Annotated in this window: 29 protein-coding genes, 1 tRNA gene and 1 pseudogene; 11 read left to right on the forward strand and 20 right to left on the reverse strand. The window is 64.0% G+C overall.

Features of this window, described 5'->3' with window-relative positions; genetic code table 11:
- Nucleotides 1-604: 604 nt before the first annotated feature.
- Nucleotides 605-991 carry a hypothetical protein gene (locus MWN52_RS15090; protein WP_286575289.1) on the forward strand — a complete coding sequence of 129 codons (387 nt, stop codon included), beginning with the start codon at nt 605-607 and terminating at the stop codon, nt 989-991.
- 146 nt (nt 992-1,137) lie between these two features.
- Here the strand turns inward: MWN52_RS15090 and MWN52_RS15095 are convergent, their stop codons facing one another.
- The 15 genes from MWN52_RS15095 to MWN52_RS15165 form a co-directional block, all read right to left on the reverse strand.
- Nucleotides 1,138-1,437 (reverse strand): hypothetical protein, encoded by a 300-nt coding sequence (locus tag MWN52_RS15095; protein ID WP_286575290.1) that lies wholly within the window; start codon nt 1,435-1,437, stop codon nt 1,138-1,140.
- On the reverse strand, nt 1,434-1,958 hold the full coding sequence (locus tag MWN52_RS15100) for a hypothetical protein (RefSeq protein ID WP_286575291.1): 525 nt from the start codon (nt 1,956-1,958) through the stop codon (nt 1,434-1,436). The genes MWN52_RS15095 and MWN52_RS15100 overlap by 4 nt, the downstream gene beginning before the upstream one ends.
- Entirely contained in the window at nt 1,955-2,632 is a 678-nt protein-coding gene (locus MWN52_RS15105; protein ID WP_286575292.1) for a hypothetical protein, read from the reverse strand. Before MWN52_RS15105 ends, MWN52_RS15100 begins: the two co-directional genes overlap by 4 nt.
- A gap of 2 nt (nt 2,633-2,634) precedes the next feature.
- Nucleotides 2,635-2,808 (reverse strand): hypothetical protein, encoded by a 174-nt coding sequence (locus MWN52_RS15110; RefSeq protein WP_286575293.1) that lies wholly within the window; start codon nt 2,806-2,808, stop codon nt 2,635-2,637.
- Nucleotides 2,809-3,239: 431 nt separating this feature from the next.
- Complete coding sequence (locus MWN52_RS15115) at nt 3,240-4,046, reverse strand: DUF2213 domain-containing protein (protein ID WP_286575295.1); 807 nt, start codon at nt 4,044-4,046, stop codon at nt 3,240-3,242.
- Between the two features lies 1 nt (nt 4,047).
- Nucleotides 4,048-4,599: a hypothetical protein gene (locus tag MWN52_RS15120; protein WP_286575296.1), complete on the reverse strand. Its 552-nt coding sequence runs from the start codon at nt 4,597-4,599 to the stop codon at nt 4,048-4,050.
- 112 nt (nt 4,600-4,711) lie between these two features.
- Nucleotides 4,712-5,005, reverse strand: a complete 294-nt coding sequence (locus MWN52_RS15125) for a hypothetical protein (protein ID WP_286575297.1) — start codon at nt 5,003-5,005, stop codon at nt 4,712-4,714.
- Complete coding sequence (locus MWN52_RS15130; protein ID WP_286575298.1) at nt 5,005-5,625, reverse strand: tail assembly protein; 621 nt, start codon at nt 5,623-5,625, stop codon at nt 5,005-5,007. Before MWN52_RS15130 ends, MWN52_RS15125 begins: the two co-directional genes overlap by 1 nt.
- Nucleotides 5,626-5,647: 22 nt before the next feature.
- On the reverse strand, nt 5,648-5,953 hold the full coding sequence (locus tag MWN52_RS15135) for a hypothetical protein (RefSeq protein ID WP_286575299.1): 306 nt from the start codon (nt 5,951-5,953) through the stop codon (nt 5,648-5,650).
- Nucleotides 5,943-6,395 (reverse strand): DUF5681 domain-containing protein, encoded by a 453-nt coding sequence (locus MWN52_RS15140; RefSeq protein ID WP_286575301.1) that lies wholly within the window; start codon nt 6,393-6,395, stop codon nt 5,943-5,945. Before MWN52_RS15140 ends, MWN52_RS15135 begins: the two co-directional genes overlap by 11 nt.
- 34 nt (nt 6,396-6,429) lie before the next feature.
- Nucleotides 6,430-6,981 (reverse strand): hypothetical protein, encoded by a 552-nt coding sequence (locus tag MWN52_RS15145; protein ID WP_286575302.1) that lies wholly within the window; start codon nt 6,979-6,981, stop codon nt 6,430-6,432.
- A gap of 514 nt (nt 6,982-7,495) precedes the next feature.
- A complete protein-coding gene (locus MWN52_RS15150) occupies nt 7,496-7,882 on the reverse strand; it encodes a hypothetical protein (protein ID WP_130524350.1) in 387 nt (128 codons plus the stop codon).
- A gap of 76 nt (nt 7,883-7,958) precedes the next feature.
- Nucleotides 7,959-8,189 (reverse strand): hypothetical protein, encoded by a 231-nt coding sequence (locus MWN52_RS15155; RefSeq protein ID WP_286575303.1) that lies wholly within the window; start codon nt 8,187-8,189, stop codon nt 7,959-7,961.
- Nucleotides 8,186-8,542 (reverse strand): hypothetical protein, encoded by a 357-nt coding sequence (locus tag MWN52_RS15160; RefSeq protein WP_286575304.1) that lies wholly within the window; start codon nt 8,540-8,542, stop codon nt 8,186-8,188. The genes MWN52_RS15155 and MWN52_RS15160 overlap by 4 nt, the downstream gene beginning before the upstream one ends.
- 76 nt (nt 8,543-8,618) lie before the next feature.
- Nucleotides 8,619-8,843 (reverse strand): helix-turn-helix transcriptional regulator, encoded by a 225-nt coding sequence (locus MWN52_RS15165; RefSeq protein WP_286575305.1) that lies wholly within the window; start codon nt 8,841-8,843, stop codon nt 8,619-8,621.
- A 108-nt stretch (nt 8,844-8,951) separates the two neighbouring features.
- Between MWN52_RS15165 and MWN52_RS19670 the strand changes: the two are divergent.
- The 10 genes and pseudogenes from MWN52_RS19670 to MWN52_RS15205 all read left to right on the forward strand — a co-directional run.
- Nucleotides 8,952-9,026, forward strand: a pseudogene (locus MWN52_RS19670) (hypothetical protein); the annotation flags it as partial.
- A gap of 15 nt (nt 9,027-9,041) precedes the next feature.
- Nucleotides 9,042-9,245: a hypothetical protein gene (locus MWN52_RS15170; RefSeq protein WP_425608144.1), complete on the forward strand. Its 204-nt coding sequence runs from the start codon at nt 9,042-9,044 to the stop codon at nt 9,243-9,245.
- Nucleotides 9,242-10,405 (forward strand): tyrosine-type recombinase/integrase, encoded by a 1,164-nt coding sequence (locus MWN52_RS15175; RefSeq protein ID WP_286575307.1) that lies wholly within the window; start codon nt 9,242-9,244, stop codon nt 10,403-10,405. The genes MWN52_RS15170 and MWN52_RS15175 overlap by 4 nt, the downstream gene beginning before the upstream one ends.
- A gap of 10 nt (nt 10,406-10,415) precedes the next feature.
- Nucleotides 10,416-10,491: transfer RNA gene (locus tag MWN52_RS15180), tRNA-Ile, on the forward strand.
- 507 nt (nt 10,492-10,998) lie between these two features.
- Nucleotides 10,999-11,661, forward strand: a complete 663-nt coding sequence (locus tag MWN52_RS15185) for a hypothetical protein (protein ID WP_286575308.1) — start codon at nt 10,999-11,001, stop codon at nt 11,659-11,661.
- 115 nt (nt 11,662-11,776) lie between these two features.
- Nucleotides 11,777-11,986 carry a CPCC family cysteine-rich protein gene (locus MWN52_RS19675; RefSeq protein ID WP_425608043.1) on the forward strand — a complete coding sequence of 70 codons (210 nt, stop codon included), beginning with the start codon at nt 11,777-11,779 and terminating at the stop codon, nt 11,984-11,986.
- A 27-nt stretch (nt 11,987-12,013) separates the two neighbouring features.
- Nucleotides 12,014-12,418, forward strand: coding sequence for a hypothetical protein (locus MWN52_RS15190; protein WP_286575309.1), 405 nt, complete (start codon nt 12,014-12,016; stop codon nt 12,416-12,418).
- Nucleotides 12,419-12,467: 49 nt separating this feature from the next.
- Nucleotides 12,468-12,908, forward strand: a complete 441-nt coding sequence (locus MWN52_RS15195) for an Imm10 family immunity protein (protein WP_286575310.1) — start codon at nt 12,468-12,470, stop codon at nt 12,906-12,908.
- Nucleotides 12,905-13,339: a hypothetical protein gene (locus MWN52_RS15200; RefSeq protein WP_286575311.1), complete on the forward strand. Its 435-nt coding sequence runs from the start codon at nt 12,905-12,907 to the stop codon at nt 13,337-13,339. Before MWN52_RS15195 ends, MWN52_RS15200 begins: the two co-directional genes overlap by 4 nt.
- 367 nt (nt 13,340-13,706) lie before the next feature.
- Nucleotides 13,707-14,690, forward strand: a complete 984-nt coding sequence (locus MWN52_RS15205; RefSeq protein ID WP_286575312.1) for a MarR family winged helix-turn-helix transcriptional regulator — start codon at nt 13,707-13,709, stop codon at nt 14,688-14,690.
- 220 nt (nt 14,691-14,910) lie between these two features.
- On the opposite strand, the gene MWN52_RS15210 is transcribed toward MWN52_RS15205, so the two are convergent.
- The 5 genes from MWN52_RS15210 to MWN52_RS19680 form a co-directional block, all read right to left on the reverse strand.
- Nucleotides 14,911-15,297 (reverse strand): hypothetical protein, encoded by a 387-nt coding sequence (locus MWN52_RS15210; protein ID WP_286575313.1) that lies wholly within the window; start codon nt 15,295-15,297, stop codon nt 14,911-14,913.
- Nucleotides 15,294-16,271, reverse strand: a complete 978-nt coding sequence (locus MWN52_RS15215) for an RHS repeat-associated core domain-containing protein (protein WP_286575314.1) — start codon at nt 16,269-16,271, stop codon at nt 15,294-15,296. The genes MWN52_RS15210 and MWN52_RS15215 overlap by 4 nt, the downstream gene beginning before the upstream one ends.
- Nucleotides 16,271-21,547 (reverse strand): RHS repeat protein, encoded by a 5,277-nt coding sequence (locus MWN52_RS15220; RefSeq protein WP_286577760.1) that lies wholly within the window; start codon nt 21,545-21,547, stop codon nt 16,271-16,273. The genes MWN52_RS15215 and MWN52_RS15220 overlap by 1 nt, the downstream gene beginning before the upstream one ends.
- Nucleotides 21,548-21,757: 210 nt before the next feature.
- The gene (locus MWN52_RS15225; protein ID WP_286575315.1) at nt 21,758-24,418 is read right to left on the reverse strand and encodes an excinuclease ABC subunit UvrA; all 2,661 of its coding nucleotides are present in this window, start codon (nt 24,416-24,418) and stop codon (nt 21,758-21,760) included.
- Nucleotides 24,396-24,605: a hypothetical protein gene (locus MWN52_RS19680; protein ID WP_425608045.1), complete on the reverse strand. Its 210-nt coding sequence runs from the start codon at nt 24,603-24,605 to the stop codon at nt 24,396-24,398. The genes MWN52_RS15225 and MWN52_RS19680 overlap by 23 nt, the downstream gene beginning before the upstream one ends.
- Nucleotides 24,606-24,782 lie beyond the last annotated feature (177 nt).

The raw sequence follows: 24,782 nt of genomic DNA on the forward strand, positions 1-24,782 counted from the left end.
ATCGATTGCACGATAACAGCCGCGGTGCTGATTGCAAGCTGCAAACCCGCATTCGCACGTGCTGCGCAGCAGCAATGACGAGGGGCAAAGCGCTCCGGCCCGGCCTGCCGCAGCGCAAGTGCCGGACATCGACTGGATATGTCAGAGATGACAAAGAAGCGGGGCGGCGCTTGGGACGCCGAACCCCCGGCGTCTTCGCTTTTCCCAAAGCATCTGATGCACTTGAACACCGGACGCGGAGACGTCTTCCATGGAAAGGACCGGTCCCGCATGCCGACACTCGCGCTCCACACAACGCTCGATCGCGACCTGCGCCCCAACGCGGCTCGCCCAGACGCGGGCTACCCCACTGCCCACAACCGCATCGACGCCGGCGCCCCGGACGCTACAATGCCCGCCCCGCAGCGGGCCTATAGCTCAACGGTTAGAGCAGAGGACTCATAATCCGGTTTCGAAGGATGCCACGGCGTTTCCTTGGATCGGAAATTACCCTCTTTTTCGGCCTTTTTTGTGCTATCTGGATCATCGAGAGCGGTCAGGAATACGCGCGATTTTCCGCCCGTTTCCTGCAGGGTTGCACAGGAATTACACAGGGAGGCGGGCCATGCAGTCAGAACCACCGAAGCGCAGCACCGGGAAGATCGTTCTCTGGACTCTGGCCGCGGTCATCGGCGTCCCGGTCGTGCTGTTCGTGGGCTCGGCGGTGGTCGCCGGGATCATGGAGGCCAGCGACCGCCGGGCCGCCCCGCAGGCGAAGCCGTACACCGGCCGGCTCCGCGTCGACTCAGGCACCATGTTCGTCCTGCGCGATCAGCCCACGTCCCTTGGCGGCGCATGCGCGGGCTGGAACACGGTTTCCATGGAGCGGCCAGACGGCAGCGATGCCATGACGAACCTAATGTGCTGGCGCCGAGACGGGGACACCATCACCGTGACGACCGAGAAGGGCGACATGCGCAAGACGCACCCCGCGTCGATGCTGACCGACTGAAAGCAGAAGCCCCGCCGTAGCGGGGCTCTGGTCGCCTCAAGCCTCGAGGTGCCCCCACGATTTGGCGAAGGCTCAGCGACTGCCGGCGTTGTCGCGGACACCTCCGGCTGGTCCGGCGCGGCCCAAGACCAGGACCGCGCGTGGCTCTAGTTCACGAGATGGATGCGGCGCCCGATCTTGCGCTCCTCACGCTCCCCAGGACCGATCCACACGTCCAGCTTCTTCATCGACCTGAAGGCGCCGTAGACCGTTCGGTCATCGCTCCAATCCATGTCAGCCTGGGGTCCCATGTAGGCCATGACCAGTTGCCTGCGGATGTCCTCCTCGGTGTCGCTGTCCGAGAAGAAGAGATGCGGCGCCATGCGGTGCGCGTCCAGCAGCAGCTGGCGCCGGCACTGCTCGTCGAGCAGCTGCGCCGCAGTCGGCTCTTCGGTGTTGTCCTTCATGGAATGTCCCTCTTTGCCTTAATGATTGCCTCGTCGACGATCTGGTCCCATCGTTGTGCGGCAGCGCGGAAGAAGCCCCGCCCCGACTGCGCGTAGGTCCGTCCGGCGCTGTCCTCGCCGATGAACCCATGCTCGACGCGTGCGGCGTAGACGGCGGTCCAACCGGCCCACACCTTGTCGCCGATCTGCAGGGTGGCGAAGACCAGGCTCGGATCCCCATTCACCGGCGCTGAGTACTTGGCGCCTTTCCGCGGCCGCCCCTGCCCCCTGGGAATGCCTTCCTTGGACGCGGCGATCGAGTTCCACAGGAAGCCCGTGTCGACAGGCATCCGGCCGCCGTTGCCAGCGGAGACGTTGGCTTGCAGCAGAAGCTGCTGGGACGACTCACGGAACACCACCAACTGGCGCAGCTTCGTCTTCTTGACCCACGCGTTCACCTGCCGGGCGAATTTTCTGTCCCCAGTCTTGGCGAAGACCCATCGGTCAAGCTGCTCCTTAACTTTGGGGTCGATGTCGCTCACGGGCGCAGCCAGTCCGCCTGAGCGCCGCCGTGCGCAACGCCGCGCTCACCATCCTCACCATCGAGGCCGATGTTGCCCGCATGCCCGCCCCGGAGAGAAGACCAGGCGCCATCACCTCGCCCCGCCGTCGCATAACGGGCGAGAGCTTCCAAGCGCCGCACCGTTTTCATAGTGGCGCTTGCAGTCGGCGTCAGCCCGCCGGCGTTGCATTGCCCTCTCGCCCTCGTCACCGCGCTGTAGGCCAGGTCGATCTGCTGGAACGCCTCGTCCATCGCAGCCTTCGCGCGCTCGGCCGATTCGATCTTGTCGATCAGGGCTTGCTGCAGGTTGGGGAGATCCGCCGCGGCCTCGGAGATCAGAGCCCCTCGCTTGAGCTCGTAGAGCTTGGCTCGCTTCGCCTGCAGCTGCTGACGCTCGATCACCAGCCGCTCGCACTCGGCCTTCATCTCGGCGACCTCGTCCGCGGTGCCCTTCAGCAGAAGATCGCTGTAGAGCGGGCCCGTCTGTCCCTTGCCGGTCGAATTGATCTGCCGGAAGCGCGCATCCTGCCGCTCGATCTCCTTGTTCACCAGCGGCAACAGCTGGTCGATCTCCTTGGAGCTGAGCGGCGCGCCTTGGGCAAAGGCCTGGCTTAGGACATGCTGAATTTCCATGGGTTTCTCCTCATTGGTCATGATCACACCCTTCCCCGAATCGCGCGTCCGATGACGCCGTTCGGACTCAGGTCGCGAACCTGGAGGTCGCGATATTTCTGCTCGACGAATTGGCCGATCTGGCGACCGAACTGCTCCAGGTCCGGCTGGCTGCTGTTAACGCTGGAGCTCCCGTCGCTGTTGATCTGCACGTTCACGGTTACGCCGCTGGCGGGCTGGCCCGAGCTGGTCGGAGGCGCGAGCATCATCGGAGCGGGGGAAGGCGTGACGTAGCCCCCTCCTGCGTAGCCTCTGAGCCCGTTGAGACCGTCCAGATAGCCGAGGCCCAGTCGCCTGGTGGACTCCGCATTGCTTGTCCCCGTGAAAGGTGAGATCGCCCTGCCACTCCCACCCGGCGATGGCGGAGACCAGCAGCTCGATGCGATCGTGGTCGTCCGTGGCGCCCGGGCGCTTGTTCCGCGCTACCAGCCTTGCGTTAACCGATTGACGAAGGGCCGCCTGCACCTTGGGGTGGCTGTCGGGGCGAAGGGTGATGCTCAGTCCGACCGGAGCGCCGGTCCCAGGGTGCAGGATCTGGATGGCGCGCTCCGCCGGCACGATGCTGAAGATGTCCGTCATGGTGGTCTCCTCAGCGCCTCTGCGGGCCGGCCTGGAGGCGAGCGCACATGTCCGCGTAGGCGGTGTCGCAGACCTCCCGATGCTGGCGGTACTGATCCGCGAAGGCGGGGCTCGCCGCCTTCTGCGCCGCGGCGGCGGCAACCAGCCTTTGCCCGGCGGCGGCGTTCGCGGTCAGCTGATCGACGAAGCCCTGCACCTGCTCGTGCGTGAGGTGCTTGGCGTCCTTGAACTGGTCCAGCATCCGCGCGCGGAAGGCATCGCTGTCGAACGCCTGGATCTGGGCCGGGGCCGCATCGAGGCGCAGCTGCGGGCCGCCGCGCGCCACGTCCACGATGGCCAGGTGGTTCGCCATGATGTTGACCTGCTTGGCATCGTAGTGCTCCCCGTCAGGCGTCACGCCATCGCCAAAGACGATCTCGGCGGTGTAGCCCATGGACAGCTCGCGCTTGCCGGATTCCCAGGCGCGGATCGCGTCGGCATCCATGAGCACCAGCGGCACGCGGACGAACTCGCCATCGCGAACCACCTGGTCACCGACCTGGCCGGCGGCCACCTTGCGCCAGTTGGAGGAATCAACCATCTCGCCCGGGTGATCCAGCGTCACCGGCCGGTGCGCGAAGCTGCGCATGGTGGCGTCGCGGAACACCTCCTCCGCCGGCCGGTAGACCCGGACGACCGAGAGGTCGGGGCGGCCCAGCTCGCGGCCCAGGTACTGCTGCACACCGACGCGCGCCACCTTGGCGTCGCCGACGAGATAGCCATCCGCGGTGCGCCGCGCGCCCGTGACGCTCGCCCGATCGGTCATGAGGGTGAACATGTCAGGCCTCCTGCTGCTGGCGGGTGCGGAAGTCGATGGCGGCCACGGACTCGGCATAGCCGTTGTCGGTCACCTGGGTCTGGCGGCCGCGCGCGGCGGCCAGCGCGACTACCACCGCATCCTTGGACACCTCCGCCTTGCGCACATCGGCCAGGACCATGCGGAAGATGCCCCTCACCTCCTCCGGCGTTGCGTCGCGCACCAGCTCGTGTCCCCGCAGGCAGCCGATGGCCAGCCTGCGAACTTCGTCGTCGGTCTTGCCGCGGTAGTCCATCTTGTAGATTTCCTGGGCGTCGAGCAGCAAGTCGGCGCGGGCCTGGGCCCTGCTCTCGATCGCGGCATCGCTCAGGACGGCCGCGGTGGGGCGGTAGGCCGGTGCCGGGGCGGCTGGCTGCCGCGGCACCGCGGCGGCGTCAGCGAGCTTTCGCTGCAGCTCTCCGAGCTGATCGGCGTGGGCCTGGCCGGCGTCGCTGAGCTGCTGCTGCAGCTGCTTGATGCATTCGGCGCCGGCCTGGTCGGTCTGGATCTCCCGGCCGTCGACGACGACGGTCACGGGGTCGGTCTTGGGTTGCCTGGCGAACACTGTTCACTCCTTGCTGTGCCGCGTTGCGCGGCGGTGATGGCAGGTGATCCAGGCCTGCCGGAAAGTTCGGCTGCGCGGTCCATCAGATCCGCCATTCCCTGTCCGGCTGGATCGTGTCGAAGCACTCCCAGAAGACGGCGCGCGCTCCGGGTGTGGCGCGGTCGGCGGCATTGACGTATTCGCTGATCGCTGCAGCGGCCATGACGTCCTGCTCGGGTACCGGGAGAATCGTCGGTATGTCCTGGAAGCGCTGCGCCAAGTCCCAGTCGACGCCGGCGCCGTACCGCTCGATGAACCATCCCAGCAGCCAGGTCAGGCGCTCCGTTCGCGACGGCAGCTGTTCGCCGAGCTCAGGGACGGTCGCCCCTGCTTCCATCACTGCTGGTCCTCCGCGTAGATGCCCGCCGAGATCACGGCGCTGCCTACGATCATTTCGCCGTAGCCGACCGGCACGCAGCCGCCTTGGGCCAGCGTGTTCACCACGCCGCTGAAGGAGTAGCTGGGCTGGTTGCTGGATTCCTCGCGCGTGCTCAGGCCCTTAGGCGTGCCGGCGATGATCTGGGATACGCCACCGAGGGCAACCGCAAGACCCAGGCTGGCCGCGTATCCCGCAGCGGTGCCCGCGGCGCCCGCACCCAGTGCACTGAAGGCCGTGCCGCCGGACGCGACGCCAGCCACCACGATGATGGCCACGCCGATCACCGTCTGCAGCCAGCCGCTGTTCTTGGCGCCGCGCAGGACGGGGATCAGCCGGATCACCTGCTTCGAGCATGGGTCGTGGAGCTGCTCCAGCCCCAGGTTGCGCTTGCCGGCGAAGACAGCGAACTCCAGGCCGCAGTCCTTGGCATTGACCATGTAGCGCTTGAACCCCGGCAGCATCGCGCAGAGCGCGCGCACCGCCTCTGCGGCGCTCCCCACGACCAGGCTGTGCCGGCGGCCGAACTGGCGCGCCAGCGAGCCGCTCAGCAGGATGGTGGTGGGGGTTTCGACTTGCATCTCGCTTTCCTCCTGATGCCGCTCAGCGGCGTTGACGGACGGACTCGCCCAGCAGTTGGTCCACCTTCCGGTAGATCTCTTCCGCTGCGTCTGGATTGATCGCGCCCACGGCTTCGATGAAGTCCACCCACACGACGGCCGAGCGCGTCTGGGTGGTGTGGTTTGCCTCGTCGTTCAGAGCGTCGACGATGGCCTGATCCACAGTGCCGGCGTGGGCGTCGTAGAAGGCAGCCAGGTACCCCTGGAATGCTTCGTCCTCGGCGGACAGAGGAGCCGGCAGAGGCCGGTTCTCCAGCGCGGCCAGGCGGCGGCGATTGTTAGCGCGCACCGGCGGCCTCCAGCGCCTTCAGGCGCGCATCGAAGTCGGCCAGCTCGTGGGCGCGGGCGAACGTCTCCACGGTGCGCGACAGGCGCTCAGCCTCACCTGAGGTGATCTCGCCCTGGGCGGCGGCCTGCAGGATGGCGCGCAGGGTGGCCGGCACGTCCGCCGCGGTCTCCGGCACCGGCAGGTCGATCGCGAGCGCGCGCTCACGGGAGGGGGGCGCGATTCGCTCGATGCAGAGCCGCAGGGCGGTGCCATCGCCGGCCATCGCCAGTTCGACCGCCTTCTGCATGAGCTGCTGGGAACCCTTCTCCAGCAAGGTCATGGCCGCGATGGTCGCCTTGTTCCGCGTGCCTCTGGCGCGGCCAGGGTTGCCCGACCGGAAGCGGCCGCGGCTGTCGCGTGCCTCCGTAGATGATCCGTTCTTCCGGTCCGATGCGTCGCTCATGGTGCGCATTGCACCCGGCGAAACGGGCGTCTGCTTACTTGGCGCCCGGTTGGGATCTCCTCAGCACACCTTCGCGCTGCAGCATGCGCCGGATCGCCGTTTCGGACTGCGGGGCGCCTCGAGCACAGATTCCGACGACATCGCGCGGGCTATGGCCCATGGTCAGCAGCAGCTTGGCGTGCTTCACCATGGGGTCCCACCACTCCGGCCGCTCCTTGGCGCGCCCTCCGGCAGCGCGGCCACGGATGATGGCTTGCCCAACCTGGACGGCATACGCGTTCCTGGCGCTCTCTACGATTCCCTGCGCCGCTTGCATGTGCAGGTTGGTACCCATGTGGCGCATCGCGTTGTGCGGCCCTCCTAGCGCCAAACAGCACGCGTCCAGGCGGTCGACCACCACCTGCAGCCGGCGCCGGTACCAATCGAGCACGTCAGCCTCAAGCTTCCAGGTGCTGGCCACCTCCTCGAACAGGCGCCAGTAGACCTGCGAGAGGCCGGCGTCGGTGTTGTGGTAGAGCCGGGCGAAGCGCTCGCGGTCGGCGCGCCGGGCCAGGTTGAACACCAGGGGCTGTGCCAGGTCAGCCATTGCTACTTCCCTCTACTGTAGCCGTCGCGCGCGTGCGCGAAGCCTGCGGAAATTGGGTGTTGCGCTGAAGGGTCGTATTTCAGATGCAACCCTGTTTCGGCGTGCATGCCATTGATCTCTAAGCACTACTGAAAATTGAGCGCTCCCGACCCTTTCTCGGCGTGCGCCGAAAAACCCATCGGCCAGCGTGGTCGGGAACGGTTCGGGTAAGGTTTCCCGGTTTGAAACCGGGGAAGCCGCTCTGGCGCGATGCACGCGCCTGCTAGTAGCAGCGTTTTTCATGCCAGTAGCAGAGCCGGCAGCATGCGCGCTCACTGAGGACTCACTGAGCGCTCGCCGATCGATCGTCGAATGGCCGCCGTGGTGCAGAAGCCCTTGAAGCGGTGAATCAGAAGCGCGCACCAGCGCCCGGTGCGCTTCCGCTTGGTAGATATATAGAAGGGACCCCAGATTCTGGGGCGCTGCAGCGACCAAAACGCACGAATAAGCCCCAGATTCTGGGGCGCAAGAGCCGTCAAGCTGCATCTTGCGCCCCAGAAAATGGGGCGTGTGAGTTCAGATTCTGGGGCGCAGGAACTGTTTTCCTCCAGCAGTTCCGGGGCGGTCCCGGGGGCACCTCCAGGTCCTTGCCCGGGCAGCTGTCGATGCCGTGCCAGGTCAGCGCGTAGAGGTGCGGCCGGCGCTGGAATCCGTGCTTGGTGAGCAGAATGAAGCCCGCCTCGTCGAGCTCCTTGCGCGCCTTCTCCAGCGTGGCCTTGCTCACCCACTTGAACCTGGTGCTGTAGTCCTTCCAGCCGATCGAGAGGTCGCCGTTGTTCTTGCCGTTGTAGGTGCTGGCGATCTGGGTCAGCAGCTTGGCGGCGTTCCCAGAGAGGGCGCCGTATTCCTCGGACTGGAGCATGTAGTTCGGGAAGCTGGAGAAGGGATGCCCCTTCCCCCTCCCCGTGAACCTGGGGCGCTTCCGCTCTGGGATGCGGTCACGCCCCATTTCCTGTGCCTTCCTGGACCAAGGCTGTGCGCAGCTGCAGGACGTGCAGCTTGGTGCCCTCCAGCGCCGCGGCCATGATGTCGCAGCGCTCCGGCGTCGGGCACCGGTGCAGCTCGATCAGCTGCGCCGCGGTGCGTTCGGCGATCTCCACCAGCTGCCGCTGGTAGGACCAGGACGGGGCCATCTGCAGCAGCAGCGGCTGGCCGTTGGGTAGGTTCATGGGGTCACCTCCTGAGATTCCTTCGGCTTCAGGTCCACCATCTGATTGACGATCTCCTTCAGCCGAGAAAGGTGATCGCGGACCACCCAGGTCACGCCGTCGATCGTCTCGCCGTCGTCATCGATCTCTCGACGGCCGTACTGGAGAGCCGACAGCACGGCCCGGGCCTTGAAAATCAGCTCGTCGGCTTGGTCCACCAGACGGATCCGCTGGTACCTCTGCTCCTTGGCCTCCTCCTCGGCGGCGACCTCTCGGGCCATCTGCTCGATCTGCTCCTTCGAGAAGACCTGTTTGTTCGAGGTGGATTCGGGTGCACGTGTTGCGCCGGCGTCGGCGCGCGGTATGCTGGTCATGGTCAGTTCGTTCCTGTCAGGGTTCGGGGTGACTCGCGGCTCGTTCTGGTTGCCCCCAGGACGGGCCGTTCTTGTTTCAGCCGGCCTTTGCACGGCTCTCGGTGGTCTCGACGACCGCCGCCTCGACGTAGGCGTCCAGGTCGGACTTGCGGTAGAAGACACGACCGCCCAGCTTCACGTAGCGGGGGCCGCGGCCCTCATGGCGCATCTTTTCGAGCGTGCTGTGACTGCAGCCCAGGTACTTCGCCGCGTCAGGCCCTTTCAGGCGCTCGGCTGCCAGGTTCTTGTGGATATCGATCATTGCGCTCCTCGTTGGGTTGTCCGTAATGACCCACAACGGGCCATCGGCAAACAATGTTCCACAACGGGCCATTGCCGTCAAGGCCCGGTATGGGCCATTATTTTCCGCATGCCTCCAGAGTCCCCACATTTCAAGATCCGCCTTCCCCCTGAGCTCAAGGCGAAGATCGAGCAATCAGCCTCGGCCCATGGTCGCTCCATGACCGCAGACATCATCTGGCGACTGGAGATGTCGTTCCGGATGGGGCAGCACAACGAGGAGATGCATGCGCTCTTCAGCGTGCTCGACTCGAAGCGAGACGCTCTGAACCAACAGCTTGCCGAGCTGCAGAAAGAGGGGGCCAAATTCGAAAAGGTCCTCGAGCAGGCCAAGCGATTGGGCATCGGCCAGAAGGGCAAATGACCGCCTTCGCCAAGCTCACCCGCGGCGGCATGCGCGGCCTGCAGCCTGGCCAGTCGCTGAGCGAGCACGGCATCACCTATACGCGCCTGGCCGGCGGCGACGGCCGCTGGACCGTGAACGTCATGGTCAACCGACGCCGGCACCACCAGGTTGTGGGCCTCGAATCAGAGGGCTACACGCGGACCCAGGCTGAGGATGTGGTGGCCACGCTCAAGGCTGCCAAGCGCGCCGACGCCCACGGGGTTACCGGCAGCCGCCGGCCGGCCTCGATGACCGTCAGGCAAGCCGCGGACGACTACCTCGCCTATCTGCGCGTGCACAGCGGTAGGGACATCACCGCGAAGGGCATGCGCTTCCGAGAGCACCTCGTTCCCCATCTGGGGAGCATCGGGGTTGCTCGCTTCACCTCGGACGACTGGATGGCCTACATCGCCAAGCGCCGGGGCGAGCGCGCGAGCGATTCGACGATCAACCGCGAACGGTCCGCCCTGCTGCACATGCTCAACACGATGCGCAAGCGGAAGCTGCTCGCCGCTGTGCCCGACCTTGAGCGGCTGAGGGAAGCGGACGGCAAGATCATCTACCTCACCCCGGCAGAGTCGCAGCGCTTGCTCAGGGCCGCGGCCAACGACCAGTCCCAGCTGGCGCATCCGTTCGTCATGGTCACGCTCTACACCGGCCTCAGGCACGAAGCGGCGCTGAACCTGCGCGCGCGGGATGTCGACGTCGAGCGGCGGGTTCTGTGGATCGGCCGCGACAAGGCCGGCAGGCGCGAACAGCCGATGCCGCAGGTGCTGGCCGACTACCTTGGCGAGCTGACCGAGGGCCTGGATCCTGACGCGTGGATCTTCGCGTCGAAGCGCGCGAAGTCGGGCCGTGCCTATCAGATGAACTCGGTGTTCGAGCGCTGCGTGCAGCGCGCTGGCATCACCAAGCACGTCACGCCGCACACCATGCGCCACACCGCGGCGACCAATGCCGCGCACGCCGGGCTCGACGCCGCAACGATCCAGGCGATGGGCGGATGGAGGACGCGCGCTATGGCGGAACGGTACACTCACGCCGCGTCGATGCGGGATGCCATGGATGCGCTGGAGGGCCGGCTGACCAGTCGCCGGACTACACCAAAATTACAACGGCGATCCCGCCGAACCGCCTGAAACCCTTGCAGGGCCTATAGCTCAACGGTTAGAGCAGAGGACTCATAATCCTTTGGTTCCAGGTTCGAATCCTGGTGGGCCCACCACGTTCAAGTCACTGGCAATCCTGTCTGGTGCCGGGACCACCCAGATAATGGCTTTGGTTCCCGGCTGGGCAAAGGAACCCCGTGAAGCTGGTTCGCAAAGCGCCAGCATGAAGCCGCGCCAGCATTACGCCGGACCGCGCCATTCATCCACTGACGAATGGCTGCACGAGGCCAGGATCGCTGAGAACGAGCGAGTTCTACGCCAGGGTGTAACCGCGCAGCTCGAAGCGATGATGCTGTCATCAACGTCATTATGGGAATGCCCGACAAGGCGACAAAATGCCCAGACCGACGCTGTCGTAAGGACATAATCCGTCAGTGCTTATCACGCAGGCCCTTTCTCGACGATCCTCCGCGTGTCCTGGCGCGACGGGCGGACCCGAAGCTGACATGCACTGCAGAGACTCACGCTGGGTCAAGCGCCGGGCAGAGGACTACGGATCGAGCGAACAAGCCGGAACATGACGCCTCCAGCATCCGCACGCGTTCCTACCGCCAGAGGTCATCGTGAATGTCACCGCGGTCTACATCGATCTCGAGCAATATAGCCACCCCACGGCGACCAGGGCCCGCTACCAGCTGGCCTCCAACTACCTTTCTCTTTTCATTTCCGACTGGTTGCAGGAGCGTGAGCTGAATCTGGGGCGGTTCGACAGATTCGTGTTTGTGGAGGGTTCCCGGATCGACATGCGGGTCGTGGGCGACCGTGCGTTCGCGGTGAACATCTCCGAGACTGCGAAGGCGCCAGGATCGCCGTTAGCCCAAGAGGGGCAGAACTCCACCGCTGAGACCCACAGTTACTTCGTCGGGAAGTACCTGGAAGGCTTCGATCGCATCGACAAGCACTTCAACCTGTCGCTGGCGGCGCCGCTTGCCGAGACGCTGAAAATGCGTTTCTCACAGCATTTGGCCTATGAACGCCCCGTCCACGGACAGGCAGTGAAAAAGAGCAGGCTGAGGCTGTTCCACCGGTACACCAAGGATCAGTACCAGCTCGTTGCAAGGGAGAACGATGAACAAGAGGGCCGCGCTCCATCCGAGTTCATCCTCATGGAATTGATGCCCGACCCCTTCCAGGTCCACTACCATGTCTCGCGTGTCACGGTGAAGGGGAGGCGCATCTCCATTGCGAACGCGACCGAGAGCAAAATGATCGTCAGGGACGTATAGCGCGGAGCCCAATGATGGATTCGGATCCATTCCCTATCGAGCGCGATCACCATGCCCTCAGTCGACGCAGCCAGGCGCGCAGGATTCCGGGCGGCAAGGACGACCAGGGCAGGCCATGAACACAGACGAGATCAACGATTCCTTTCCGTGTCCCTGCTGTGGACATCGGACGATTGGCGAGTCGGGCGGATATGAGATTTGTGATGTGTGCAATTGGGAGGACGACCCGGTTCAGTCGGAGTATCCCAACCTCGCCGGCGGTGCCAACGAGTTGAGCCTTCATCAGGCCAGAGCCCAGTGGCACTCCGGCAGCGTGGAAAAATAGAGACTGGAAGCCCTTCCTGGAGGATCGATGCGCCATCTCACCGACCTGGACGTCAGAACCAATCTTGCCGCTGGCCGCGAGGTCGAGCAGTTGCTGCCTGAGCGCCATGAGCGGGATCAATGCGTGATTCGCTATATCTCCATCGAACGCCCTGGCCCGGGTTGCTGGAGGGTCCGCCTCTGCGAGGTGTTCGACAACGGCACCCCAGATTTCATCGATCTCTATGAGTTCGAGGCGACCGACCCGGATCTTCCGTTCGGAGACGAATGGACATTCGACTCCATCGAGCGCGCCATGGCGTTCGCGAGGGACGCGCTTGGCGCCCGCCACGACCGCTACGTAAATCGAGGCGTCGTCCAAGACGAGTACAAGGAGCGCTACCACCCGGCGTGGGTGACTTCTCCTTTTCCGCCCCTCACGCCTGGGGCCTGAAAAGCAGACCGATCGACGTTGATGGGCCGGACCGGCGGAGGGAGTTCGAATGATCTACAAGTTCACGGCGGAAGTCGTGTCGGTCGAGGAAGACGACGACTGCGTGGTGGTTGGGCTGGCCGATGACGCCGCTGCGCCCTCGCGTCACCTGATCCTGCAGAACGCAAAGGCCTACGACGAACAGGACAGGCATCTGCAGATGGATCATGTCCACCTGGAAATTGGCGGAGGATCCGAATCCTGCTACGGGGGCTTGGAGCAGGTGTCCCTGCTTGGCGACGTCCTTGCGCTTTCGCTTTCTGCCGAGACGCGAGGCAGGCTCGGCATCACGGAGGGTATCGAGGTCCTGCTGGCGACGCGGGAGCAGCGTGGACGGCTTGAGCAAGCGCTCGAGCAAATGTGTGCCGCGGAGGCGATCCCATTTGTCCGAAGCAAATCCAGCCACCAACCGGGGGGCAAGAAAGCAAGCTCAGAGGGAAAGCCGCCATGAGGCTGAGTATCACGTCGGTTTCCGACTGGCGGGCACGGCTGGAGAGGATCACGCACCACTATGAATACGCGATCGCCAGGTCCGCGCGCCATTCGTACGGCACCGAAGTCACCGGCGTCGCCCTGCTCCTGATGTGCAACGGCGATTCGGCGGACCTCAAGCGAAGGGTGCGTTTCCGGCGTAAGGACGCCGAGTTCTACACCGACATCATGCTGGATCTGTCGGTCATCATCCCGCTCTCGATGAAGGACAAGATGCGCTATGTGTCCCGCGAGATCCTTGAACAGTTGTCCGGGCAGTTGAGCGGCCGGACATTCAAGGATTTCGATTACAAGCGCTTCCTGCGCGATCTGAAGCGGTGGTTTAAACGGATCGATGACCGCTACGACGGCCACACCTCCGGACCTTGGCACTACGCTTCGGGTGAATGATTTGCGCTGTCCAGCGCACTTGCGCAGTCGCTGGGCGGCAAGCCGCACTTGGTGCACGAGGTCGGACTCCGAGAAGGGTCGCTCGACGATGCCACGCTCAAGCGGACCATCAACAGCGCCGGCTATACCATCCGGAAAATCTGCATAGCTCCCGCGCTGCGCGTGCAGGCGCTGAACAGCGTGTTCTCCCCCCCATTCGGCGAATCCCTGAGACAGGCTGACCGAAGCGCACGCGGGCGGTGACCCGGAGATGGCCGAGGCGCTGTCCAAAAAGGGCCTCGTCCTTTCGACTAGGCCGGGACGGCATTAAGCGCCTGTAGGCGGCCCCTCCAATTTGGTTGTACGCTACAACTGACTGGAGATGCCCATGCCCACCCCTCACCCCTTTGTCGAAGAACTGCGGGCCGTGTCCCGCGCCATGGTCCGCACGCTGGGTTTCATGGGCGGCGACTTCGCCGGGACCGATCTGTCCCCCTCCGCGGTGCATGCCCTGATCGAGATCGAGCAGCACGGCGGAACGCTGACGGCGCGCGACCTGGGCGAGCATCTGCGCTTGGAGAAGTCCAGCGTGAGCCGCATGCTGCGCAAGCTGGTGGCTTCGGGCGACGTGCGCGAAACGACCGGCGCGGAAGACGGGCGCGTGAAGCGGCTGGCCCTGACCGCGTGCGGCCGGCGGCGGGTGGCGGGCATCCACGCGTTCGCGCGGGCCCAGGTGACCGGCGCTCTGGAGCACCTCGGGCCGGGCGAGGATCGCGCGGTGCTCGAGGGCATGCGCCTCTATGCCGCTGCGCTGGCACGCGCGGGCCACGGCGCACCTCCGGGTGCCCCGCAACCGCCGCGCCCGGGGCCCGAGGTGACCGTGCACTGCGGCTACCGCCCCGGACTGATCGCACGCATCACCGAAATGCACGCGCGCTTCTATGCGCGCGAGCCAGGCTTCGGCCAGCGGTTCGAATCCATGGTGGCGGGCGGTCTGGCGGAGTTCTGCGGGCGCCTGGGCGCCCAGGCGCCGTCGCCCAACGCCGTGTGGACGGCCGAAGTAGACGAACGGATCGTGGGTGCGGTGGCCATCGACGGCGAAGATCTCGGGCCAACCGTCGCCCACCTGCGCTGGTTCATCGTGGATGACGGGGTGCGCGGCGGCGGTATCGGCCGGCGCCTGCTGACAGAGGCGCTCGCGTTCGTGGACGCCCGGCCGGCCTTCGCCGAAACGCATCTGTGGACCTTCGATGGCCTGCAGGCCGCGCGACGCCTGTACGAAACGCACGGCTTTACCTGCGTGGAGGCGCGGCCGGGAAGCCAATGGGGGCGGGAGGTGTTGGAGCAGCATTTCGTGCGCAAGCGCCCGTAACCGCCATTGGCCGGGGTTTCGCCATCTCCCGCCCTCAGCCGCTATCCGCTATGACAGCGGGTCCAGTAGCAGTGGATGCTTGAGCATCGTCACCAACGCCGCAATTGCGAAATCGCACACCAGAGCTTCGAGCAGATGAATTTATCCCAATTAATCCAGCGCGAGGCGAAAAAAAAGATCCACCCCACGGGTTAAGTCAACCCAATTCGAGATCAAAATTCTACTCAATTTTTTGCAGCTCCACATCGAGTGCTATAACCTCGACGCATCCGATATCTTCAATGTAGGTCATGAAGTGACGATAGCCTTCAGACGAAAGACCCGACTGACTCGAAATGCTCCGCAATTCGCTCAACCAATCTGAGCCAATGACTTCGCACAAAGCGTCATAATTTTGTTCGACGTGCCATTCAGTGCAAAACATCTCGGAACGCTTCCTAACTGCTCGTTGGGAGACAAAACGCAAAACATAACCATGCGCCTCCTCCATAGCTCCCAATGTAGTGAAGAGATAAATTTGTAGGTCCCCACCCTCGATACGAATGCGCGGCTGTTGAACTAATTCGCTAGAAGCCAACGGAAGGGAAAAAATGTTCTTCTTGATCAAGGGGAGAATCCTCCAGAGGGACGCACGGATGAAAAGGGGCCATTGGGATTTTTCGCAAGCTGTCCGTCGAGTAGCTTTTCATAAAGCCCTTGACCAGTCCTATCGATACCTAGCCACTGGCTCCTCGGGATCCCAGCCATTTCAAGCGCTTGAGACGACCGGGTATTAAGAATTATCGTCGTTCCATTACGCACAATATAATTCACAGGGACATCCGCAACTACCATCTCTCCACTTTGCAGCGCACTAGACACGCCCTCTACGGTTCTTCCTGCGAGAGGACCTTCAGAACCAAATGCCGAACTGAAAGTTCTTTGCGCAAAAACCGCGTCTTCACTGACGCCTGTTGAAGCCGCTAGCGCGGTGCCTGCGCCAGACGAAGCGCGCAGCTCAGCTGCCATCGCATCCAGTCCACCTATCAGCCCTTCGGCGACTGGCGCTTCATAGACCCCCTGCGGATATGCCTGAACTATCTGATCGATCGCCTGAATGACGTTAGATGTCCAAGTAATTATCTGTTCTGATTGTTCGGAAGTAACTGGATGATCTAAGTCGTTGGGACTTCCTGCAACTTGGCGTCCGTTTGGATCTATAAAAGTGTAAGGATTGTTCGAAGTGTAATTATATCTATTTGAATTGCGCGCAGTTTCCCTACTCACCCCTTCTGGATCAACACTAAGGAAAACGCCAAGATTGGGGTCGTAGTAGCGCTGCTGCATGTAAGCTAAGCCGGTCGCAGCATCTTGGGGCTGCCCCGCATAACCGATAGAATCCTCGTCATTGCGATTGAGCAAATCACCGTAAGGCGAATACTCGCTACGCTCGATGACGCTCTTCGCCGCATCAGTGACAACGACAGGAGTGCCGAGCGAATCCGTATGTATATATTCGACCGTCTGCGAAGAGGCATTTCCTGCCGAAGCGCTCGCTAAGCACGCCAGCAACAGGCTTACGAACCAGGATTTGGTATTCATCAGTTCTGTACCGTCCATGCAGAGCAGCCGGAGTCATTGCAGGCCCTTACAGAGAATTTATAGCTTCCTGTGTGGGTGTAGTCCGTTTTGGTGGCACTTCCGGTGTAAAACACGCTTGGTCCCGACGTGGTGTTGTAGCCGACCTGGTAACTGGTCGCCCCCGCAACGGCAGACCAGCTGATGTCCCACTCCGACAGGACTGGCCTTGTACCGGGTGGAGACACCGCTTGACCACGCACCGTCAAGCCCGTTGGCGCGGAAGGGATGGGCGGCGGAATGCTGACAGTCGTGGTAGCCGTGGAACTCCATGGTCCACACCCACCCGCGTTGCAGGCACGTGCGTTGTACTGGTAACTGCCGTTGCCCTTGCCGCCAATGCTGGTCGAGGTGCCACTGCCGTTGTAGATCAGGCCACCGTTCTCCTGTACCTGGTAGCTGGACGCTCCGGCCACCGCACTCCAACTGATGGCGTAGCTGCCTGTCGTGCTTGCCGCCGGAACGCTCATCCCTGGCGCGTCCGTCGGCGCCAACGTGACCGTCACCGAGGCTGTGCCCGAGTAGCCACTGCATCCTGCCGCGTTGCATGCCCGCAAGCGATAGCCATAGCTGCCGGAGCCCTTGCCACTGGCACCGTAGCTGGTCGCCGCACTGGCCAGCACCTCGGACCAGGCGCCCCCGTTCGCGCTTTCCTCAAGCCGGTACTGGCTCGCACCGCCCACGGCGCTCCAGCTCACCGTATAGCTGCCGGTCGCCACGCCACCTGGTGCGCTTGGGGTTGCCGGAGTGCCGGGCGCGTATACGGCCGTGGTCTGGGTGGTGGTCGAGTAGCCACCACAGCCGCTACCGCTGCAGGCGCGCACACGGTAGCCATAGGTTCCAGCAGCCAGACCAGTGAAGTCCTTGCTCTGCGCCAGACCACTGTAGATCTCGCTCCAACTACCCGAGCCGACCTGCTGTTCCAGTTTGTAGGCCGTGGTGTTGCTCACTGCACCCCAGCTGACGCTGAAGTTGCCGTTCACCGCTGTCGCTGGCGAGGTGATGCTCGGCGCCGAGGTCGGCACCAGCTCAACGGCCACGGTGGCCTCATTGCTCCAAGCCCCGCAGTTTGCATACAGGCACGAGCGGGCGCGGTAGCTGTACGCCCCATTGCCCTTGCCGCTGAACGCCAGGCTGTTACCGGTACCGCTGTAGACGCCCGTCCAGGCGCCCGTACTACCCGCCTTCTCCTGCACCTCGTAGCTGGTGGTGTTGGCGGTAGCGGTCCAGCTCACGGTGTACAGGCCGCTGGAGCTGCTGGCCGGTACCGAAGTTGTCGGCACCGGCAGCGCCTGCACGTTGACTACCCGCGCTACTAGGCTACCGCCCAGGTACACATACTCGGAGGTCTTGCCGGTACGTTGGTCCTGCTGGCGGCGCAGCACGCCATCCTGCCCGTACAACGAGAATATCTTGCCCAGTGTCGGGCTGTCGTTCAGCACGCGGCGACCATTGGCATCATAGCGATAACGCTCGATCACCGAACCGGCGCAACCCGCTGCCGTTGCGTTACAACGCAATCGATTGCCGTAATCAAAGTCGAAGTGCCTGCCGTTGCGGTTCTCCACATTGCCTTGGGCGTCGTAACCGACCCCCACGCTCGGGCCAATCGCGTTGGACGCCAGGATCAGGCGTTGCTGACCGTCGTAGTTGTACTGATAGTCGACCTTGTCGCCCACCTTGAAGGTCTGCAGGTTGTCCAACGCGTCGTATGTGAACGCCGCCTGGTTGTTCCCGCCGAACATCACCGAGCTGGTGGTCGCCAACCGGTTCAGTCCGTCATAGGTCATTGAGCGGGTCTGCCTGCCATCCACGTAGTCGGTGGTCGAGGCGACGTTGCCGTCGGCATCGAAGCTATAGCCCATGTCCATCACCGCACCGTCGGTGCTGCGCGCCGGCAGCTGGCGAGCGTTCTGGGTCATGGTGTGGACGATGCCGTTGCCATAAGTGAACTGCTTGATCGCACCGTTGGGGTAATAACTCACGCCGGTGGCATAGCTCCCCGCCTTTGTCGGCTGCCCAAGTGCGTTCGGCGCATAGGACACGGCCAGCGTCGAGGGATACACGTGCATCGCCAAGTTGCCGTTGGCGTCGTAGCCATAGTCCATCGAGACCGTGTCGGTGCCAAGCTGGGCCATATCCTCCCCCACCAGCAGCCGGCGGTGGTTGTAGCTGTAGGTGTTGGACACCACATCGCCGTTGTTGCTGTTGTAGGTCGTGACCTGACTGGGCAGGCCATCAGCGGTATAACTCCAGTTCTGGTTGCCGCGACCATCGGGGAAGGACAACGTCGCCAGGCGATCGCGCGCGTCGTACGTGCGGCTCACCATCCGGCCACTGGCCCAGGCTTGGTCTTGATCGCACGAGGAGGTGCTGACATACGAAGAGACGTTCAGCCCGGTCGCGGACTTCACGATGTTGCCCGCTGCGTCATAGCCGTAGACCGTCGCCCCGGCCTCCGGCTCGATCGATTTGCACAGTTGCTGATCGGCCTGGTAGACGTAGCTGCGCGTCACCGAGACCGAGCCGGAGCCATTGCTTCGGGTGATCGACAATGGCTTGCCGAAGACATCGCGGTTGATGACGGTCCGCGAGTCCTCCGGCGCCAGGATCAACGTGGGACTGTCGTACGCCGGCTGATCGTAGACCTGATAGGAAGTCGTTGTCTGCAGGTTGCGCGGATCGGTGAGCTGGGTCCGATGCCCGGACAGATAGCTGGTCAGCGTTGTCAGCGTGCCCGAGTCGCTATCCACGGAGGACGAAGTTGTCCGCCCCAGCGCGTCATAGCTGGTCCAGTTGCCTGTTGTTGGCGAACTGCTGGTGCTCGGATAGGAAGCGAAGGTCTGCCGGCCGTTGGCGTCGTAGGTGAAGCGAGTGAAACGCTGGGTTCCCGCCACATCTCCGCCGTCGAACTCACGCACCAACAACGGTTGCCACATCGCGTCGAAGTAGGTGATCCGGCTTCCCGCGCCGGTCGAGACGGTCTGGCGCCAATGCCCAGCGGGCAGCCCGTACTCGCTGCCGCCCACGGGCTCGAATACGAGCGTGGTCGGCGTCCAGGCGCTGGCATCGCACACGCCCGTGGTCGACTCGGAAGGATAGGTCACCTGCGAGACACGGCCCATCGCATCGTAGGCATAGCAGGTCTTGTTACCTAGGGCGTCGGTAATGGAGGTGATCCACCCCCAGTCACTGACCTCGGCATGCTGAGTCGTATTGTCGGCGAAGGTCATCGTTCGCGGGATGCCACGATACCAGTCCGAGGTCTGGGTCGCATGACCGGCGCCATCGGAGAAGGAAGCCAACGTCCCATCGGTATTGTAGGCATAGCTGTGCAGCAGACGACCAAACGCATAGCGCGCGACGGGGAGTGCATCGCTGTTGTAGGTCACCTCGCTGGATACCAGCCCGGTGCCGGCGTTGGTCACCTTGCGCACCTGCGCCAGCACCCACTTGGTGGTGTTGTTCTCGTAATCGTACGCATCCGTCGTGCTCGCGCCCAGCGAATTCGAACGTGTTACCGACAGCGGCTTGGCGAACGCATCGAAGCTGTTCACCGTGGTAGTAAACGTGTCGCCGTCTTGCGCCACAGTCGTGACCTGGGTCGGCGTGTAGGTCGTCAGAGGCAGGTCATTGCGCGAACCACTGTTGTACGTCGACGTCCCGCCGATCGACGTTGGATACGGCATCCCGGCGCTGGGCGCGTAGGTGTAACTCGTGGTCCTCCTGCCAGCGGTCGCATTGAGGTTTAAATCCACCGAGATCTGCTTGCCCTCACGCTCGCCCCATTCATTGCTATAGGTGTAACGAGTCACCACCCCGTCTGGCGCGGTCTCGTCCACCGTTGTCGTCTTTTCGCAACCGGAAGCACATGTCGTGTCCCAGCTCGCATTCATAGGGCCGTAGGCATAGCTCCAGGACCGGTTGATGCCGGGTCCTGAGTAAGTCCGGCCGATAATGGCAAGAGCGTCGAAGTGCGCCGGCGCCTTGGCGAACTGTGAACTCCCCCCCGCGCTCAGACACGCATAGGGAACGTTGGATCGCCCGTGCAGCACGTTGGCGATGGTGAAAGTGCCTTGGACGCCTGAGGGCGCCGTCATAGTGCCCACGATCGAGTTCAAGGCAGGCCGGGTAGGGATACTGCAACCGGCATTGCCTGTCGAGATGCGAGACTTGTAGAACGCGTCAAGAGCGAAGATCCATTGCCTGCTCTCGGGCGTGGTCACGCTCTGAAGAAACGTGTAGGCATTTCCATTACCGGTGGTGCCGCTGCCGTAAGCGTAGGTCCAAGTCCTCCCCGACGAGGACACATTGGTGATCGCCGAGCCATCCGACGTCCAGCTGATGGTCACCAATCGCCCATCGCTCCCTTGGATGGACTTGAGTTGATCGCCATCGTACTGATACGTCACGTAGTTGCCGAATCTGTCCTCGACCTTCGTCACCATCAGCATGGCGTCGTAGATGTTATCCGAAAGGGGCTGGGGCGCCGCCGTCCGCTCGAACGTCTTCTTGTAAGTTCTCGAAAGAATCAACCAGTCGAACCAATACTTTTCCCCATTGGGAGCGGTTGCGAGGAACGCCTCGCCTGGCTGGCCATTGGCGGTTTGCGTCAGACATGCAAACTGCCAGCCGGACGAAGTGACAACGGGATACTGAGTAGTCTGACCACCAGGTGCGTTGGCATTCTGCGAGGCCCTCAGCAGCAACTCCTCCTGACTCCCCTCTCCAGTCACTAGCTGGTAGCCGTTAAACCAGAGATCGACATCAATGTGATAGGGGGCGCCGGATGAAAACTGTGAGCAGCGTGCGAGCGGATTATTACTGCCCGCGGATCCAAGAACGTTCCAAGCCTTGCTGGTGCTTTTAGCGATGAGGTGGGGAACTGAGAGCTGCCAATCTTGGAATCCCGGCACACCATAGCCATTGTGCGACTCCGACGGGGTGTAGAGGCGCCCAATGGATATGTCCGGCCCCCTGCCTGGCATGGCCAAATCCTTCTGGAAGAAGGACAGGCCCCCCTTATAGAGCTCTACGCGCTCACCGAAAACATTCTGGCCAAGTGGCTTGACGTCTCTAAAGTTCTTGACCTTTGCGTTGTACTCGTCCACGTCCTGCGCCGATGCATTGCAATTGACGATCGCGGCGGTCAGGCCAAGAGCGCAGATGGCGGCATATTTCCGAGAGAGCACAGAAGCCAAGGCGTCGCGTGCACCTTTGGCAAACAAAGCAAACAGCATCTTCTTCAAGTCCTTTTGTCGGCCCCACTCCAGAGCCATCCATCGACATGTTTGTCACATGTCCGTGTCAAATTTTTGCCGTGATGTGGCTTTAACTGACAACGTCGCAATGCACGATTGCGGTCCGGCCCGCAAAAAAAGCTACACCGCGCAGAGGGCTCGCTCTGCGCGGCAAGAAAGAATGTGGGTCAGGCGATCATGTGCGCCCTTTCAACGCTCACCGTCGGATCCGGCGACCAACGCCTGCGCAAGAAACGGAGCGGTCAGGCTGCCAGGCGTTGCAGCCACTGTGCGGGGGGAGCCTGCGACCACGATGCGGCCGCCGGCAGCGCCCGCGCCCGGCCCCACGTCGATCACCCAGTCGGCCTGGGCCACCGCGCGCATGTCGTGCTCGATCATCACCACGGTATTGCCGGCGTCGACCAGGCGTTGCAGCTGCACCAGCAAGCGGTCGACATCCGACGCATGCAGCCCGGTGGTCGGCTCGTCGAGCACATACAGGCTGCGTCCGCGCTGGCTGCGCTGAAGCTCGGTCGCCAGCTTGATGCGCTGCGCCTCGCCCCCGGACAGCTCGGTCGCCGGCTGCCCCAGGCGCAGATAGCCCAGCCCGATGTCGCGCAGCAGTTGCAGGGGCCGCGCCACGGCGTCTTCCCCGGCAAAGAACGCGCCGGCTTCGTCCACGGTCATCTGCAGGACCTCGGCGATGTTGCGCCCGTTCCATCGCACCTTCAGCGTCGCCTCGTTGTAGCGTGCGCCGTGGCACGTCGGGCACGGCGCGTACACGCTGGGCATGAACAGCAGTTCCACGCTGACGAAGCCTTCGCCCTCGCAGGTCTCGCAGCGTCCCTTGGCGACGTTGAACGAGAACCGGCCGGCGTCGTAGCGGCGGCGCCGCGCATCGGGCGTGGCGGCGAACAGCTTGCGCACATGGTCGAACAGGCCGGTGTAGGTGGCCAGATTCGAGCGCGGCGTGCGCCCGATCGGCTTCTGGTCGACCTGCACCAACCGTTGTAGGGCGTCCACGTCGCCCGCCAGATGGCCGCCGGTCGCTTCGATCACCGCAGGCCCTTCGCTGGTGGCGCTGTCGGCGTCGTCTTCCGGCTCGTGGCCCAGGTGCAGCAGTAGCAGCTCCGGCAGGGCCTGCGCGACGAGGCTGGACTTGCCGGAGCCGGAGATCCCGGTGACGGCGGTCAGCACGCCCAGCGGAATACGCGCATCCACGCCACGCAGGTTATGGCGGTGGATGCCCTGCATCTCCAGCCAGCCGGTCGCTTCGCGTGCCCGGCTTGCCGGCGTGGGAATTTCACCGAACAGGTAGCGCGCGGTGCGCGACTGGGCGATCTTGCGCAGGCCAGCCGGCTGTCCGCTGTAGAGCACGTGGCCGCCCTGCTCCCCGGCATCCGGCCCGACATCCACCAGCCATTGCGCACGGCGCATCAGGTCCAGGTCGTGCTCCACCACGAACACCGAGTTGCCGGCGTCACGCAGCCGATCGAGCGCGTCGTACAAGGCCTGGCTGTCGGAGGGGTGCAGCCCGGCAGAGGGCTCGTCGAGCACGTACACGACGCCGAACAGCAGCGAACTCAGCTGTGTCGCCAGCCGCAATCGCTGCAACTCGCCGGCCGAGAGCGTCGGCGTGGCGCGGTCAAGCGTCAGGTATCCCAGGCCCAGCCCGCGCAGTTGGCGCAGGCGTGCCACCACGCTGCCGGCCAGGCGCTGTGCGGCAAGGCGCTTTTCTTCCGACAGTGCGGAGGTGCGCCGCACGTCGGGCGATACCGCATGCGTCGCACGGCTGGACGCCGCGCGCCTGGCACGGTCGCGCGGGGTCGCCTCCCTGTCCGTCCCCGCCCCCGCCGCATGGGCGCCGAAGTCGCCTTGGGCAATCGGTTCGAGCAGGGCCGCCAGCTGGTCCAGCGGCATCTGCAGGAAGGCGCCGATGTCCACGCCGGCAAAGGTGACCGACAGCGCTTCGGGCTTGAGCCGCTTCCCGTGGCAGCCGGGGCACAGCTTGCCCTCCATGAAACGGGACACGCGCTTTCGCATCAGCGCGCTCTGGGTGTTGGCGAAGGTGTGCAGCACATACCGCCGGGCACCGGTGAAGGTGCCCATGTAGCTCGGCTCCAGCTTGCGCTTGAGCGCGGCGCGGGTCTCGGCAGGCGTGAAGCCCGCATACACCGGCACCGTCGGCGTTTCCTCTGTGAACAGGATCCAGTCGCGGTCCTTCTTCGGCAGGTCCTTCCACGGCCGGTCGACGTCGTAGCCCATGCTGACCAGGATGTCGCGCAGGTTCTGGCCCTGCCAGGCCGGTGGCCACGAAGCGATCGCACGCTCGCGGATGGACAACGAAGGATCGGGGACCATGATCGCCTCGGTCACTTCGTACACGTAGCCCAGGCCGTGGCAGGTGGGGCACGCCCCCTGCGGCGTGTTGGGCGAGAAGTCCTCGGCATACAGCATCGGCTGTCCGGCCGGATAGGCGCCTGCGCGCGAGTACATCATCCGCACCAGACTGGACAGGGTGGTCACGCTGCCCACCGAGGAACGCGCGTTGCTGGCGCCTCGCTGCTGCTGCAGCGCCACCGCGGGCGGCAGGCCTTCGATCGCATCGACGTCCGGCACGCCCGCCTGATCGATCAGCCGCCGCGCATAGGGCGCCACGGACTCGAAGTAGCGTCGCTGGGCCTCGGCATAAAGGGTGCCGAAGGCAAGCGAAGACTTCCCGGAGCCGGAGACCCCCGAGAACACCACCAGCGCGTTGCGCGGGATGGACACATCCACATCCTTGAGGTTGTTCTCGCGGGCACCGCGCACCTGGACGAAGCCGCTGGCGGCTGTCCTGCGAGGGGGTTCAACGCGAGAAGAGCCTGGCATGTCCTGATCCTGTGGTGCATGAGGGAGCGATGGGCCGATTACGAGCCGAGTCGGTCAAGGGCCGGGCTTGGCGCCTGTGCGCCATCGAGCGAGGAGCCAGCGCGAGCCAGGTCACGCCCTGGGCCAGCGTTGCTTCGCCTTCGGCAGCGCCCAGCCTGTCGCGGGCCCGCGCGGCATTGGCCGCCATCTTCCAGGCGCCTGCGGATGGGCGTGGCCAACGTCCTCATTGGACATCGCCATCATGCGGCCGGCAAACCGACTCATCTGCCCGCCCACTGTGGTGCATCTTTCAGCCTCGTGCATGAAGGGCTGGTGTGTAAGACCGCTCCGGAGACACCTGCCTACCGGCTGCGGTGGCTGAAGA

It is taken from the genome of Pseudoxanthomonas winnipegensis, from assembly GCF_030322905.1.
Lineage (GTDB): Bacteria > Pseudomonadota > Gammaproteobacteria > Xanthomonadales > Xanthomonadaceae > Pseudoxanthomonas_A > Pseudoxanthomonas_A winnipegensis.